The organism is Acinetobacter sp. 22512 (assembly GCF_052044755.1).
Taxonomy (GTDB): Bacteria; Pseudomonadota; Gammaproteobacteria; order Pseudomonadales; family Moraxellaceae; genus Acinetobacter; species Acinetobacter pittii.
In genome coordinates, this window is sequence record NZ_JBQENP010000002.1 from 182,880 (window position 1) to 199,835 (window position 16,956).

Annotated in this window: 9 protein-coding genes; 3 read left to right on the forward strand and 6 right to left on the reverse strand. The window is 39.1% G+C overall.

All coding sequences use genetic code 11. The features are described 5' to 3' along the window. Positions 1–96: 96 nt before the first annotated feature. A complete protein-coding gene (gene uvrA / locus ACTJJG_RS03870; RefSeq protein WP_032004969.1) occupies positions 97–2,928 on the forward strand; it encodes an excinuclease ABC subunit UvrA in 2,832 nt (943 codons plus the stop codon). Positions 2,929–2,976: 48 nt separating this feature from the next. Here the strand turns inward: uvrA and ACTJJG_RS03875 are convergent, their stop codons facing one another. Beyond that, a complete protein-coding gene (locus ACTJJG_RS03875; protein WP_032062508.1) occupies positions 2,977–3,933 on the reverse strand; it encodes a helix-turn-helix domain-containing protein in 957 nt (318 codons plus the stop codon). A gap of 253 nt (positions 3,934–4,186) precedes the next feature. Continuing rightward, complete coding sequence (locus ACTJJG_RS03880; RefSeq protein WP_032062510.1) at positions 4,187–5,896, reverse strand: GGDEF domain-containing protein; 1,710 nt, start codon at positions 5,894–5,896, stop codon at positions 4,187–4,189. A 1,010-nt stretch (positions 5,897–6,906) separates the two neighbouring features. Between ACTJJG_RS03880 and omp33-36 the strand changes: the two genes are divergently transcribed. Next, complete coding sequence (gene omp33-36 / locus ACTJJG_RS03885; protein WP_002122006.1) at positions 6,907–7,809, forward strand: porin Omp33-36; 903 nt, start codon at positions 6,907–6,909, stop codon at positions 7,807–7,809. Between the two features lie 60 nt (positions 7,810–7,869). On the opposite strand, the gene ACTJJG_RS03890 is transcribed toward omp33-36, so the two are convergent. From ACTJJG_RS03890 to ACTJJG_RS03905, 4 genes are all read right to left on the reverse strand, one after another. Continuing rightward, positions 7,870–9,837 carry a BCCT family transporter gene (locus ACTJJG_RS03890; RefSeq protein ID WP_005078623.1) on the reverse strand — a complete coding sequence of 656 codons (1,968 nt, stop codon included), beginning with the start codon at positions 9,835–9,837 and terminating at the stop codon, positions 7,870–7,872. A gap of 166 nt (positions 9,838–10,003) precedes the next feature. Then, positions 10,004–10,696, reverse strand: a complete 693-nt coding sequence (locus ACTJJG_RS03895; protein ID WP_017399828.1) for an ion channel — start codon at positions 10,694–10,696, stop codon at positions 10,004–10,006. A gap of 172 nt (positions 10,697–10,868) precedes the next feature. Continuing rightward, positions 10,869–12,584 (reverse strand): cation acetate symporter, encoded by a 1,716-nt coding sequence (locus ACTJJG_RS03900; protein ID WP_002121878.1) that lies wholly within the window; start codon positions 12,582–12,584, stop codon positions 10,869–10,871. A gap of 1 nt (position 12,585) precedes the next feature. After that, a complete protein-coding gene (locus ACTJJG_RS03905; RefSeq protein ID WP_000372818.1) occupies positions 12,586–12,918 on the reverse strand; it encodes a DUF485 domain-containing protein in 333 nt (110 codons plus the stop codon). 181 nt (positions 12,919–13,099) lie between these two features. Between ACTJJG_RS03905 and ACTJJG_RS03910 the strand changes: the two genes are divergently transcribed. Then, complete coding sequence (locus tag ACTJJG_RS03910; protein ID WP_032057079.1) at positions 13,100–16,597, forward strand: hybrid sensor histidine kinase/response regulator; 3,498 nt, start codon at positions 13,100–13,102, stop codon at positions 16,595–16,597. The last annotated feature ends 359 nt before the right edge of the window (positions 16,598–16,956 follow it).

The following is a 16,956-nucleotide window of genomic DNA, read 5'->3' on the forward strand; positions in this document are numbered from 1 at the left end:
ATCATATATAGGGTCTGTTGTTTATAACCAGTCACACCTCTCTGCGACTGAGCAATCAACACCTAAATTTTCATCAATACATAATTGAGATGTTTTATGAGCCAAAGTCATATCCGTATTCGAGGCGCACGTACCCATAATTTAAAAAATGTGTCTCTCGATATTCCACGCGACAAATTTGTGGTAATTACGGGGTTATCAGGTTCAGGAAAATCTTCTCTTGCCTTCGATACCTTGTACGCCGAAGGACAACGCCGTTACGTCGAATCACTTTCAGCGTATGCCCGTCAGTTTTTATCGCAAATGGAAAAGCCTGAAGTCGACTCGATTGAAGGTTTATCACCAGCGATTGCCATTGAGCAAAAATCTACCAGTCATAACCCACGTTCAACGGTTGGTACGATTACCGAAATTTATGACTATTTGCGTTTGCTTTATGCACGTGTCGGTACACCATATTGCCCAGAACATGATTTGCCGATGGTCGCGCAAACTGTTTCTGAAATGGTCGATGCGGTAAAAACGCTTGAAGAAGGCACAGCACTCATGTTGCTTGCCCCTGTTGTTCGTGAACGTAAAGGTGAATACAGTAACCTGTTCGAACAACTACAAGGTCAAGGTTTTGTTCGTGCCCGTGTGGATGGTGAAATCATTGATATTGATACGCCACCAGAACTCGACAAAAAGAAAAAACACACCATCGAAGTTGTAGTTGACCGCTTTAAAGTGCGTGAAGACTTAGGTAACCGTATTGCAGAATCATTTGAAACCGCACTGCGTTTAGGTGGAGATATTGCTGTTTTATCATGGATGAATGGTGAACATCCTGATCGCGTTTTTTCTGCAAAGCACTCATGTCCAGAATGTGATCGCGCAGTCGCAGAGCTTGAGCCGCGTTTGTTTTCATTCAACAACCCGTTTGGTGCCTGCCCTGTTTGTGATGGTTTAGGTACACGCAGTCATTTTAGTTCTGAAAAGCTCATTCCAAATCCTGACCTTGCGATTAGTGAAGGTGCAATCCGTGGTTGGGATCGTCAGCGTCCATATTATTATTCGATGCTGCAAAAAGTTGCCGACCATTTCGGTTTTCAACTTGATACACCTTGGAACCAGCTAGATAAAGACACTCAAAAGAAATTCTTACAAGGTACGGGCAAAGAAAAAGTTGATTTAAGCTATATCGACGAACGTGGCCGTAAACACACTCGCGTGCAACCATTTGAAGGAATTTTGCCGCACCTTGAACGTCGTTACCGTGAAACTGAAAGTAACTATGTACGAGATGATTTAGCTCAATACCTTTCTAATGCAGCGTGTGATGCATGTGATGGTTCACGTCTTAATGAAATTTCACGTCATGTTCGTGTGAAAGACAAAACCATTGCTGACATTACTCGTATGTCGATTGGTGATGCTGAAAGTTACTATCAAGGTTTAAATCTTGAAGGAGCTAAAGGCGAAATCGCAGATAAAATCTTTAAAGAGATTCGAGAGCGTTTACATTTCTTGGTCAGTGTGGGACTTAACTATTTAAGTCTAGCTCGCTCTGCCGAAACCCTATCTGGTGGTGAAGCACAGCGTATCCGTTTAGCTTCGCAGATTGGTGCAGGTTTAATGGGCGTCATGTATGTGCTCGATGAACCATCAATTGGTCTACATCAACGCGATAACGATCGTTTATTACAAACTCTGATTCGCTTACGTGATTTAGGCAACACGGTATTAGTCGTTGAACACGATGAAGATGCAATCCGTGCTGCTGACCATATTATTGATATCGGTCCTGGTGCTGGTGTACACGGCGGTGTGATTATTGCTGAAGGCACGTATGATGAATTGGCTAAACATGCTGATTCTCTTACAGGACAGTATCTTTCTGGCAAACTCAAAATTGAAGTGCCAAAAAAACGTACTGAATCACCACGTCCAGATGAAGTTATCAAACTTTCAGGTGCAGCAGGTCATAACTTAAAAAATGTCGATTTAACAATTCCGCTCGGCATTATGACTTGTGTGACTGGCGTTTCAGGTTCAGGTAAGTCAACCCTGATTAACCGTACTTTGCTTCCATTAGCAGCTACACAGCTCAATGGTGCAACGACCTTAACAGCTGAAAAGTTTGACTCGATTGATGGGCTTCAACATCTAGATAAAGTTGTTGATATTGACCAAAGCCCGATTGGCCGTACACCGCGTTCTAACCCAGCGACTTATACAGGGTTATTTACGCCAATCCGTGAGTTATTTGCTCAAACCCCAGAGGCAAAAGCCCGTGGTTATAGTGCTGGTCGTTTCTCGTTTAACGTAAAAGGCGGACGCTGCGAAGCCTGTGAAGGCGACGGCATGATTAAAGTTGCAATGCACTTCTTACCAGACATGTATGTACCTTGCGATGCTTGTCATGGTAAGCGCTATAACCGTGAAACGCTTGAAGTTGGCTATAAAGGCAAAAACATTTCTGATGTTTTAGAAATGACTGTTGAAGATGCTGCTGAGTTCTTTAGTGCCATTCCAGTCATCCATCGCCGTTTAGAAACCTTAACTCAGGTGGGCTTAGGCTACATCCGTTTAGGTCAAGCTGCTACCACTCTCTCTGGTGGTGAGGCACAACGTGTAAAACTTGCACGCGAGTTAGCAAAAAGAGATACGGGTAAAACTTTATATATCTTGGATGAACCAACAACAGGTCTACATTTCCATGATATTGCCAAGTTACTCGACATTTTGCATGAGCTACGTAACAAGGGTAATACCATTGTGGTGATTGAACATAACCTTGATGTGATTAAAACAGCCGACTGGGTTGTTGACTTAGGTCCTGAAGGTGGTTCGGGCGGTGGTATGATCATTGCCGAAGGCACACCTGAACAAGTGGCTGAGGTTGAAATTTCACATACAGGGCGTTTCTTAAAACCGATGCTTAAATAAAGTTTAATTAAATTAGGCTAGAAGGTTAAATGACCTCTAGCCTGATTGTTATTCATCCAATTCTTCTTCTAAACTCTCTAAACGACCATAATTAAATTTATGTGCAGGAATAAAAATATAATCTAATTCTGAAGTATTTATAAAAATTGACCTATGATATCCCTCTGTAGGTAAATAGATAATTTCGTCTGCATCTTCTGGATCAATTTCAAGACAGGAAAAAGCCTCATACAACTTGCGATCCTCAAACATCGGCTCTCTTCTTATTTTTCCATTAGTAAATTGCCATTGAATTTCTGTTGCTCTGGCATACAATTTTTTTAGTTGTTTAGCTACATCTCTTTTAACCTTTTCCCTATCTTCCTTCTTTATATAACCTTGTTCAATTAATGCATCTAACTCTTCTTCGGTTAAAAGTGTTTTCTTTACATAGTTTTTTACTTTTTCTTCACTTATTAGATCTGTTACATACTCTAAACACTCAATATTCTCTATAACCAGCCATTCTTCATCTTCAATTCTGTCTAATCCTAACCAATCTTTATATTTTTCAGGACCAAAAGTATCAAATGCTTCACTTGAGAGATAAACATCTTGTATTGACGCTCGACGAATAAAGGCGATTCTATTATCTAGAGATTCAACAACTATAAAGTCGCCTTTACTATTTAATCGATAGTGTAGTCTAGATCTTTCAGCCTCAGTAATTGGGAATAAAAGTCCTTTTCCAGATCTGAAATGAAATGCTATTTCTCCAAAATATGTATTTTCATCACTAATCTCATTATGAATTCCTGAATTATCAAAAGGTCGAGGATTACCCAGTATTTCATCTACAGTTGAATTTAGAATTTTCGCTAATTTTGCTTGCTTATCCTTAGGAATAGAGGCAGCTCCAGATTCCCAACGTTGATAATTAGGTTGGCTGACTCCCATAGCTTCTGCAACTGCAGTTTGAGTCATCATGTTTGCTAGTCGAACTTTTTTTAAAGCTGATAATTTCATTGTCAAAATTTATACGTATAAATTATACAAAAAGTTATACTTTATTTAAAACTATGTCAACTCACTGAAAACAAAGTCAAAAATTTAACAATAAAAATGGATAGAATATTTCATAAGATTAAATAAACAGGAAACCAAGTAATTAATTGAAAATATTATTAAAAAACAAAGTTTTTGAATTCTAATGGTAAGGTGAGAAAATCTGCACACAAATTAAGTTATATAAATTCTTTTATGAAATACTAATAAAGCCTTACCCCTCCACTGCATTTCGTCCTCGGGCTTTTGCTCTTAATAGCGAACGGTCAGCTTTCTCTAAAAGATCTATCCAATTCGACGCGCCTATGGCAAAACCAATACTGACTGACACATGCAATTTTTCTTCTGAACCAGATAAACAAATTTCTTCTAAAGAAATCGCAATCCGAATTTTCTCTGCTAAAAGACGAGCATCTACAAATTGTACTTGCTCTAGCAATATTAAAAATTCATCACCCCCATAACGAACAATTAAATCCGAACTTCGAATATTTTGCTTTAATTGCTCGGCAATACTGACAATGACGCGATCACCTACAATATGCCCATATTGGTCGTTCACCTGTTTAAAACGATCAATATCAATAATCATTAAACAGGTTTGCGTAAATTTTTGAGGGTAACTTTCAACAATTTTTAAATATTCAGATAAAGCTAAACGATTGGAGACTCCGGTGAGTGGATCAGTATTGGCAATATTCTTTAACTGAAATTCAAAAGCGTCCCGTTGTTGCAACATACGTTGTAATCGGTCAATTGCTTCAAATAGGGAAAAAAATTCACCTTTGGTGGTGACATTCATCTCATCTTTACAATGATCAGAACTATGCGATAAATCTAAAATTAAAGTTCTCGCTTTAATTAAAGGCGAAAATACTCGTCTTTGCGCATATATCAGAGTAAGTAATGCTGTTGCTAAAGAAATTAGAGAAATAAATAAAGTTAAAAAGAAACCATTTCGAGCAATTGCATTTTCTTGAGTGGCAATGACCACACTCTCATTAAGAATATAACTCTGCAAATCAACCACAGTGGTAAATTTACCTACAATTGCTTCGGTTAACTGTGTACCACTTAAAAAATATGGTTCGCTCTTTTGGCTTTCTTCTAATAGCCTTTCTACAATCGGAATACCCTGATCTATAAACTCTGTTTTCACTCTAGAATATAACCGACGGTATTCTGGAGTTTTTGCCTGTTCAGGCTGTAAGGTATCGACCAAAATCCATAGATATCTAGCTTGATGTTGAGTTTGTAATGAACGAGCACGATTATTACTTGGAATCTCTTCATTAAAACTGACGGGAGCAATAATGTTAGAGGCCATACGCCCAGCCTGATCACGCATATCAGTTAGAACGATAATAAGCGTAAAGTAATTAGAAATACGGCTGTCTTTACTTTTTAACTGCAACATTAGTTTTTGTAGTATTTCTCTACAGTTATCCCATGCGCCAAACATTCCTAAAATGGCATTATCCAGTTGAACAGAAGTTCTGGCTGCATATGGAGTTTCACCATAATAATCAACGACACGTCGGGCTTGTCTAAGATTTTCTTTGAAATTAGTTTGGAGCTCATTTGCTAAGGAAACATAACCAGCTTGTTTTAAAATTAAAATGCTTGTATCAATTTGCGCATCAACGATTAAACGAAATTTTTTTAATTCTTGCTGATTTTTTACCAAATCATGAGGACCACTCGACATCATTTTATTAGCAGGAGCACGTTCCTTAGAAACTTTATAGGCAATATCGGCTACTGCTCTTAAACTTTTTATTTCAGCTAGGGCTTGTCTAGTTTTTATATAATCCTGATAGCTTCCCACAATAAGAGGTACTGCCATGAATAATAAGGATAAAATAATAACCAGCATAAAAAAGAACAGTCGATTACTAATATGCTCTGAACGTAATCCTGACATTTCTAGCTGGTACTCCGTAAATGTCCTGCCATTTTTAATACGATATAAATTAGGCTTAAATCCATCCTAGCATTTTAATAACTAAAATTTCATCATTAACCCCTTCATTTCTTTTTTAATAATTATACGATCCCTAAATTTTGTCAGCTTAAATAACAAAATGAATCGAAAAATTGAATGCTTTTTATAAAAAAACTCTATTTTACAGATTAAAGATTTTTAATCATGATAGTAAAAACAGTATTTACTTGTCCTCTTGGATGCCTCTCCCAGCATCCACTGCCCAGCTTTAAGCTGGGCTCTTTTTGGCCTCTCATTTTTTCAATAAAATTCACATAACTCTTATTTTAATTTTTAGATTTTCTTACAGATAAAAAAAAGCTCAACCTTGGGGAAAGCTGAGCTCGTAAAATCTGATGTGTTCTACACATCGTATCTGGGCAAGCACTTTAAATCCTAAAAAACGTTAGGCAGTGAACTTTGCAATCGAATTATGTGATTTACCTCTACCTTTGTAAAGTTGATTAAATTAATCAGGATTAAAATTTTAATCGTTTTTTCAACTTAAAATAGAGATTTCTTTTATTTTATTCACTTATATAATAATTAAGAATAGTTAAATTTTTTAGTTAAACTAATCCAAATATTGTTAACTATTCCTCAAAATAAAACGAATTTGACAATAAAATGGCGGTTTTTTACTCACATTGTAAACACAGCTATATTTTTGTTAATGTTAAAACCGATTAATGCAATCTATTTTTCCAATCACAATTGTAATATCTTTTTAACATTTACTTCTTAATTCTTAATGAAATATAATTATTAGCTTATTGTAAATGTTCATTTTTTTATCAGGTTGACAAACCACTTTTCATTTGATTAGTTTTTCACCAATTTTAACATAAGTGTCAAATATCTTTAACATTACCTTTTCTAGATTATTGACTTCATAAATTGTTACAATACAATGACCCCAGCTTTATCTCTTGTTAATGCTGGAAATGATTATGAAAAAACTTGGTTTAGCCACTGCTGTATTATTAGCCATGACCGGTGCTCATGCTTATCAATTTGAAGTTCAAGGTCAATCTGAATATGTTGACACAACTGCAAACGATAAAAACTTCACTGGTGACGTTGCTGGTACATTCTATTTAAAAAATGTTGATACCGCTAAGGGTCCTTTAGCTGAAGCAGCTTTCTTGAACCAAGCTTCTAGCGTATCTTTAGGGTATAGCTACCAACAGTATGACCAAAACAACGGTTTGAACTACCACGTTGGTACATACGGCGTTAAAGGTGAGGCTTACGTTCCTACTCCTTACCTTCCTGTATACGCTAGCGCAACTTATAACCACACTGATGTTGATGGTAAAAACGCTATCTCTCGTGATGACAACGGTGACCGTTATGCATTAGAAGTTGGTGCTATGTTGTTACCTAACTTCTTAATGACTGTTGGTTATACAAGCGTTGCAAACCAATTCGCTTTAGATAACTTCGGTATCATCAGCAACGGTATCTACACTGCTGCGAACCAAACTGCTGCGATTCAAGACGACCAAGATGCTGTTACAGCTCGTGCTAAATATGTAGGTCCAATCGATGGAACTAACATGGCAATTGGTTTTGAAGCTGCTGGTGCTTTCGGTCAAGAAAACCAATACGGTTTGAAAACTGACCTTTACTTAACTCCTAAGTTAAGCGTTGGCGCATCTTTCGTTGGTAACGATGGTTCAGCTGATATCAAAGGCAATGACCTTGGTGAATTCCGTCAAGCTTGGGGTGGTAACGTAAACTACTTCATTACTCCAGCTGTAGCAGTTGGTGCATCGTACATGAAAGCTGACGTTAAAAAGTCTAGCTACGATACACAAACTATCGGCTTAAATGCTAAATTCCGTTTCTAATTTAATTTAGAAATCGAATTAAAAAAGGACTCATTTGAGTCCTTTTTTTTACAGCTAAATTTAGCTTCGTACAATATTTAAGAAATATAGATGACGTTCATACTGATCGATAATGTCCTGAATTAAATCTTCTTGGGTCCAATCCATTACATCATAGTTCTGTCCACCTTCTCTTAAAAACACTTCGGCTTGGAAATATTGTCCATCTTCGGCTTCAGTACGTCCAATTAAAAAACTTGGTGGCACTGTTTCACGTGAAACAACTTTATAAATAAAATTAATTTCATTGTGATGATCGACTCGAAGCTGCATCCCATCCTCAAGTTGAGTAATTGAAACTTCTAAATGACGGCGTCTAAATTCATGTTTGATATTTTCAAACGCACGAGCCACTTGTTTTTCGATATATTCTCTTACCTCTTCTTCACTATGAGGATAGTGCATGATTAAACCTAGCCGCTGTTGCCAGCTTCTTGGATTATGAATAGCACGTGGCGTAATGCGCGCTTCCTGAATGGCTTGCATTTTCGTGACATCAAGATGCAATGCTTTTATTAATCCCCAACTCATGAACAGCATAACCAAAGTAAACGGCAATGCGCTCATAATGATTGAAGATTGAAGCGCAGCCAAACCACCGACTAACAATAAAATAATGGCGAGTACAGCCATCAGTACTGTCCAGAACAAACGTTGCCAAGTCGGTGAGTTGTCAGTTTTTGACGTTAAGTAGTCTGTTACCAATGCTCCAGAGTCAGCAGAGGTCACAAAGAAAAGAATAACCAGCACAGTGGCTAAAACATTCATAACACCTGACCACGGCAAGTGACCTAAAAACTCAAATAGAGCTACAGATGAGTCTTGCTGAACAGCCTGAATAAGAGTGTTTTGATGCTCATGAATAATGCTAAATAACGCAGCGTTTCCTAAAAAACCCATCCAGATAATGGTAAAGCCTGTCGGGATGAGGAGAACCCCTACAATAAATTCTCGAATACTGCGTCCACGTGAAACCCTTGCGATAAACATACCCACAAATGGCGACCAAGAAATCCACCAAGCCCAGTACAAAATTGTCCAACCACCAATCCATCCATTGGGTTGGTAAGCATAGAGGTTAAACGTCATTGTAAATAAATTAGAAAAATACTGACCTGTGTTTTGAATTGTCGTTTGAAGCAAATAAATGCTTGGTCCACAAATGAAAACAAAGGTTAATAAAATAACGGCTAAAACTAGATTCAATTCGGATAGGCGTTTTACCCCTTTATCAAGGCCTAAAAAGACCGATAAAGAAGCCAAAATACTCACCACGACAATTAAAATAATCTGTATATAAGTGCTTTGCTCTATACCTAAAAGATAATGCAAGCCAGAGTTAATCTGGGTAACGCCAAACCCTAGAGAAGTTGCTACACCAAATACCGTACCAATGGTCGCAAATATATCGATGCTGTCGCCCCAAGGCCCATAAATTTTCTTACCAATGAGTGGATAAAGGGCTGAACGGGTCTTTAAGGGTAAATTATGACGATAAGCAAAATAAGCTAAAGATAGTCCCACTAATGCATAAATTGCCCAAGCATGTAAGCCCCAGTGGAAGAAGGTCACCCTTAATGCTTGCTGTGCTGCCTCAATAGTCTGCGCATCTCCACTTGGTGGATTAACATAATGCATGACAGGTTCGGCAACCCCGAAGAACATGAGACCGATACCCATCCCTGCTGTAAACAGCATGGCAAACCAAGACCCATTATTATATTCAGGCTGACTATGGTCAGGTCCTAATTTAATTCGACCTATTGATGAACAGGCGATATAAATCAATAAAATAAGAAAGAAGGCTACAGATAAAACATAGAACCAGCTAAATGAATCGGTGATCCATTGTTTTAATTGCTGCGTTAGAAGTTCAAAAGAACTCGGGGCGATCACAACAACTGCCAAGAACAAAGCAATAATAATGACCGTACCAAAAAATACGTTAGGATTAACGTTTGCGAACCAACCTGGTTGTTTGGAAGGCATAACTCCTCCATGTTATTTTAATGAAAAGTGATAGGCATAAAGCCAATAAAGACATTCACAGAATGAACAAAGTTAAATCTTTCAATAGAGAAAGCCGATAATACTTTAAATAAACTTAAATAATATTGCAGTTACAAAGGTGTAAAAAATTAAAACACCTTCTCCTTTATTTGTCAGAATCCTTCTTTGTTGGATGGGCAATGTACTGTAGAGCAATTAAGCGTGTGACAATCAAAGCGAGATACATCACACCACAAAACATTTGTAGCATGGCCAAAACACGTGCTGGTGGACTAAGCGGCATTAAATCAGATAAGCCTGTTGCTGACTGTAAGCTAAAGCTCAGGAACAGTAGATCTAACCAGGTCTGGAAATGATGAGCATTGTTTGGATTTTGGAAGCTCGCAGGAATCAATAACTGACAAATGTTGTAGAGGAAGGCAAAGCCCCAAGCAAGCAAAGTAAAAACTGCAGCAGCTGCAAATAGCTCATCTCTTGTTAAATATCGATCAGCAAACATATAACGAAATAAACCGTAAGCAGCCGAAAAGTAAGCCAGTGCTTCACAGCTATGGGCAAAAATCTGGACCGTTAAATTGCTATAGCCTAATAAAATAAAGACTGAGGATATAATCGCTCCACTGACAAAAGTTAATCCCAGAAAAGTAAACATTGGGGTTTGACGAATGACCTTGGCAATAATAAGTAGGGCAAGCACTCCTAAAGCCCACGTTAGGGTCCGGTAAAATACATCATGAAAAGTGAGCATGGCCAAAATGAGTAGGATAAATTGCACAAGCAGTAACCATGCAGAAGGTAGCAGTCGAAAGCTCGCCCAGAAGTCCATGATAGATCGCATTTAATTATTTTCCTTTTTCATTATGTTTTGAATTATAGGAAATCATACTGTACAAAAAATAGGACAAACAAGTTGTTCTTTATTAAAGAGCTTCTTTCACTTTAAGTTATACGATCAACAAAAAAAGCCCCGCAGGGCTTTTAATGAGATAGATATTTAATCCAGTTTGATTTTAGTGATCTGAGGCACCAGAAGCACCGATACCTGTCATTGAACGAACGTATTGGGCATCGAATGCAGCACGCTCTTTTTTAGCACGTGCAGAGTTGTCAGTCACCGAGAAGAACCAACAGCAAAGGAATGACAATGGCATCGCAAATAATGCAGGACCATTGAATGGGTTAACTGGTGTATCAGAGATTTTTAAAGTATCTACCCAAACCGCTTTAGACAGAACAATAAGTACTACAGCTGTTACAAGGCCAACCACACCACCGATAACTGCACCACGAGTGGTTAAACCTTTCCAGAACATTGAAAGAACAAGAATCGGGAAGTTTGCACAACATGCCACAGAGAATGCTAAGCCCACCATGAATGCTACGTTTTGTTTTTCAAACAAGATACCCAAAATCATGGCAAAGATTGCTAAACCAAGTGTCGCAATTTTTGACATACGAAGTTCTGAGGCTGGAGTCGTTTGACCTTTCTTGAATACGTTAGCGTATAAGTCATGTGAGATTGCAGATGCACCAGAAAGTGTTAAACCAGCAACAACAGCAAGAATCGTTGCGAACGCTACTGCTGAAATAAAGCCCATGAATAAGTCACCGCCTAAAGCATCACTTAAATGCACGGCTGCCATGTTGTTACCACCAACAAGTTCAAGCTTGCCTGATACTGCCATTTTTGCAACATCAAGGAATTGAGGGTTGTTTGATACGAAAAGGATCGCACCGAAACCAATAATGAAAGTTAAAAGATAGAAGTAACCAATGAAACCTGTCGCAACCACAACCGATTTACGCGCTTCTTTTGCATCTTTTACAGTGAAGAAACGCATAAGAATGTGTGGAAGACCCGCTGTACCAAACATGAGTGCCAAGCCAAGAGACAATGCATCAATCGGGTTTGCGGCAAGTTTACCCGGACCCATAATTTTTGCAGCTTCTTCAAAGCTTACGCTGTGAACTTTACTGAATACTTCAATTGATTGAGTGAACATGTTGCTGAAGCTGAAACCAACCGCTTTCATCACCATGAATGCCATGAAAGTCGCACCACTGAGCAACATGACCGCTTTAATGATCTGTACCCATGTCGTTGCCAACATGCCACCAAAAATTACGTATGCCATCATTAATAGACCAACGATGACAACAGCGATGTTGTAGTTCAAACCAAATAGTAATTTGATGAGCTGGCCCGCGCCTACCATTTGAGCGATCAAGTAGAATGCTACAACAACAAGCGAGCTCAAGGCAGCTAAGGTACGGACCGGTTTTTCTTCAAGACGGAATGACACTACATCTGAAAGGTTGTATTTACCAAGGTTACGTAAACGCTCTGCAACCAAGAATAAAACGATTGGCCAACCTACCATAAATCCAAGAGAATAAAGTAAGCCATCAAAACCCGAACTAAACACCATCGCGGAAATACCAAGGAAAGATGCTGCTGACATATAGTCACCGGCAATTGCCAATCCGTTTTGGAAACCGCTGATTCCGCCCCCTGCGGTATAGAAATCTTGTGCTGATTGAGTTTGCTTTGCCGCCCACTTAGTAATAAACAAAGTAAAACCAACAAAGATCAAGAACATAATAATGGCATGCCAGTTGGTGGCTTGCTGTTCGGCTTCACCCAAATCTGGACCAGCCATAGCAACAGTTGAATATAGCGATGCTGCTGCCAATAAGGCTTTCGCTTTTAATGAATTCCATTTCATATTAGTGTAATCCTTTCTCATGCGTGATGGCTTCAACTTCCTTCAACGCTTCTTCACTCAACTGGTCAAGGGTGTTGTTTGCGATATAGGAATACACGCCACACAGTAGGAAAGATAAAACAATAATTCCTAAGCCTAGTGGAATACCCCATGTCGTTACACCACCACTAAATGAACTCATTAAAAATTCTTTGTTGTAGCCAACAAGTAGCATAAAGCCCACATAAAGCACTAACATAATGATTGTGAGCGTCCAGCTTAATGCACTTTTTTTCTTGACCATCTTTTGAAACTTTGGATTGCGTAGAATCTGTTCTACTTGGCTTTGATCCATAACCAAACTCCTTGCCTGTGCCCAACCTTGGTCACTTTTTTAATAGTAGTTTCTCATTATTAAAATTAGCAAAATAACGTGTAATTCGTAACTTAGACTTTGGTCGTTAAAATTTAATCAATTTATAGCTTTGTTTCTGCTTGCGGTATGATAGGCGCAAGGTTTTAATCATGTAGGTCATATGAACAGCTGGCTGATTATTGGGGTACTCACTTTTTATATAGCACTCTTATTTATTTGTGCTTTTTTTGGCGAGAAGCATGCTAGTCGCCTGAGTACACGTGGCCGGATGTTCTTGTTTAGTTTGACCTTAGGTGTTTACTGTTCATCTTGGACATTTTATGGTGCAACCGGAGCTGCCGTCCGAGAAGGCGTCATTTTCTTACCTATTTATTTAGGTCCACTGTTATTTGTCTGGTTTGGTTACGATATCTGGCGACGTTTAGGCCGAGTACGTCAGCATCATGCAATTTCTTCAATTGCCGATTTTGTTGCTGCACGTTATGGCAAAAGCGGTGTATTGGCATCGCTGGTTACGATCTTGGCAGTCATTGCGATTATTCCCTACCTGGCCCTACAGTTACGCGCAATTGCCTTAAGCACATCAGTCATATTAGAGCAAAATGCTCATATTCATACGACCACCAATAGCGTTTTGCTTTTAACCAGTGTCCTTGCGATCTTAGCCATGATCTTCGGTACAAGGCAAATTGCAAACACCGAACAGCATGGCGGCCTCATGTTAGCCGTTGCATTTGAATCTTTTGTAAAATTATTCGCCCTAATCTGTGTCGCTTTATTTTTTATTTTTGAAGCACCCGCGAACTTAGTACAAGTTTCGGCCGACGTAAACCAAACCTTCCAAGAAGTTCAGTTATTTGGGGTACCTGAAACGTTCTGGATTCAGACATTATTGGCAGGTCTCGCAATTATCTGTTTACCCCGTCAATTTCATGTGGCTGTTGTCGAATTACGCGATGAAAAGCACATTCGCGGTGCACGTAAATGGTTTGCGGCTTATCTCATTTTAACAATTTTAGCTATTATCCCAATTGCAAGCTGGGCCTTGCATGCAGCGCCAAAATTCCTAACCGTGCCTGATGTGGCAGTACTCTCATTACCATTGAGTTATAACCAAGAATGGTTAGCCCTACTGGCCTTTTTAGGTGGGTTCTCTGCATCAACAGGCATGTTACTGGTGTCATCTGTTGCTCTGTCTATCATGCTCAGTAATGACTTGATTATGCCCGCACTCTGGCGTTTTAAGCTGCTATCACGTCACGATAAACATTTACCTAAAGTTCTTAAATTCAGCCGTCGTATTAGTATTGTCGCGGTGATGCTACTTGGCTTTTTATTCTTCCATTTCTTTAATGATATTAACCAGCTTTCAGTATTTGGTTTATTGGCATTTAGTGCCGTTGCCCAGTTTGCACCTGCGCTTATTGGAGGCTTGTATTGGCGAGGTGGAAGCCGCCAAGGTGTCTATGCAGGTCTTATTGTTGGATTTTTGATGTGGAGTTACACATTACTATTTCCAACGATTTTACGTAGCTTGCCAGAGGCCTATCAAGAAACAGCCCAAAGTATTTTGCTTTTTGGTCCTTTTGGAATTAATGCCTTACGTCCAGAATCACTTTTTGGCTTTGAGTCATTTGCTCCACTTACACACGGCGTTATTTGGTCGCTTGGTTTAAATATTGTTTTATATATTTGGATTTCTAAAATTTACCGCCCAAGTGTGGCAGAACAAATTCAGGCAGAAAGCTTTTTTTATTACGAAACTAAGCCTCTGCCATCTCCCCATACCTCTACCGATTTAACTTATTTACCGCACGATGCTGCACGTTTAAAAGTAGGCGATTTATTTGCGCTTGCTAAAAGAATTACGGGTGAGCAACCCACAACACAAGCGTTCGAGAACTTTTGTGAGCAAAATCATCTCACGCTTAACCCGAATAGTATCGCCAATGGCATGTGGTGGCGGTTCACTGAACAATATCTAGCTGGAATTATCGGCGCAGCCTCAGCTCGTACTTTGCTCACTACAGCAATGATTAATAATGGTTTGGCATTAGGCCAAGTCGCCAATATTTTAGACCAAGCCTCGCAATGGCAACGTTTCAATCAAAACTTGCTGATGACCATGATTGATCACATGACCCAAGGGGTGAGTGTGGTTGATAAAAACATGTGTTTAGTCGCATGGAACAACCAATATTTAAAACTGTTTGGCTACCCAAAAGATTTAGTCTATGTGGGTTGTCCAATTGCCGATCTGATTCGTTATAACGCTGAACGCGGCGAATGCGGCCCAGGTTCAGTCGAAGAACATGTTCGCAAACGTTTGCACTGGATGAAAGTCGGAAGTGCGCATGAATTTGAACGAATCCGTAAAGACGGACGCGTTATTCAAATGCGCGGTAATCCTATTTCAGGTGGTGGCTTTGTGACTACCTTCGCCGACATTACGGCTTTCCGTGCGAATGAGGCAATACTTGAGGCCCGCGTAAAAGACAGAACCCAACAACTTGCCGATGCCTTAACTGAGCAACAGCTTGCGCGCGAACAAGCCGATATGGCCAATATGTCAAAAAGCCGATTTATTGCAGCGGCCAGTCATGACTTATTACAACCTATGCATGCTGCCCGTCTGTTTAGTACAGTTCTTGAACAAAGCATCGCAACCGAAGAAGATCGCCAAACTTTGCAACAACTTGACCGTGCTTTGTATGGTGCAGAAAGTATGCTCTCTGCCCTACTCGATATTGCGCGTTTGGAAGGCGGTACCATACAGCCAAAAAGACAGCCTTATCCTCTGCACGATTTACTAAGCGACCTCGAACTACAGTTTAAGTCGATTGCTGCACAGCGAAATATTTCATTAAAAGTTCACGATGTATCGTTCTGGATTGACACAGATCCACAGTGGATACGACGTATTATTCAAAACTTTGTGAGTAATGCTTTGCGCTATACAGCCAAAGGCCGAGTGATTGTTGGTGTATTACGTTCAGCACAAAAACCTGGACACATTCGAATTGGGGTTTGGGATACAGGTCCCGGAATTGCCGAAGAGCAACGTATTAAACTATTTCAAGAATTCGAACGCTGTGGGCATTTATCGCCTTGGGGTGAGCAAGGTTTAGGTTTGGGTCTTGCTATTGTGCAGCGTATGACGGGTTTGTTGAATTATCCAGTCTATGTCTATTCGCAACTCGATAAAGGCTCCTGCTTTATGATTGAGGTTCCGGTGGTAGAAGCGCCAAAAGTGATAACCCCAACCGTACAGGCAGTACCTTTAAAAACCAAAGCCTATCGGATTTTATGTTTAGACAATGATGAAACCATTCTTGAGGGTATGAGTAGCTTATTAGGTCGATGGGGTTATGAGGTTTTTAAAGCCACTGAACCTGAACAAGCACTTGAAATTATTCAAAAAGAAAATATTCAGGTCTGGCTTATCGATCAGCATTTAAACAACAACCAACTCGGTGTCGATTTTATTTTGCAAAATCGTCAACATGATGTTCCTGTTGCTTTAATTACTGCTGACTCTCATCCTGAGTTACCTCAACAATTGAAAGAACTGAATATTGTTTTACTCAAAAAACCACTTAAGCCTGCTTCTCTAAGAGCATGGTTATCGGGACTTAAAATTGCCAGTGAGGTAGATTAAATATTTTCTCCCCCAAACCTTTTAATAAGTTTGGGAGAGATTTTTGGCAAAAATTATTGGCCTAATTTAAGCCAATAGGCAGAACTGCTCAAAAAGTCGACTTTTACCCAGTAAATCATTGACCAAAATTTCCAATGACTCTTTTTCTATGGCAAAGCTCACCTTTTTTGTAAGTGAACACTTGTACACTTAGTTACAATTTCATAACTTGCTGTTTTTTAAAATTATAATTAGCCAAAAATAACCACATAAGACTTTAGTCGTATTCTACTTGCATTCTTCCTGACACATAAATATTCAAAACCTATTTCTTAAATGTACAGTCATTTTTATAACCCATTTCCATATTAAGCACCCCT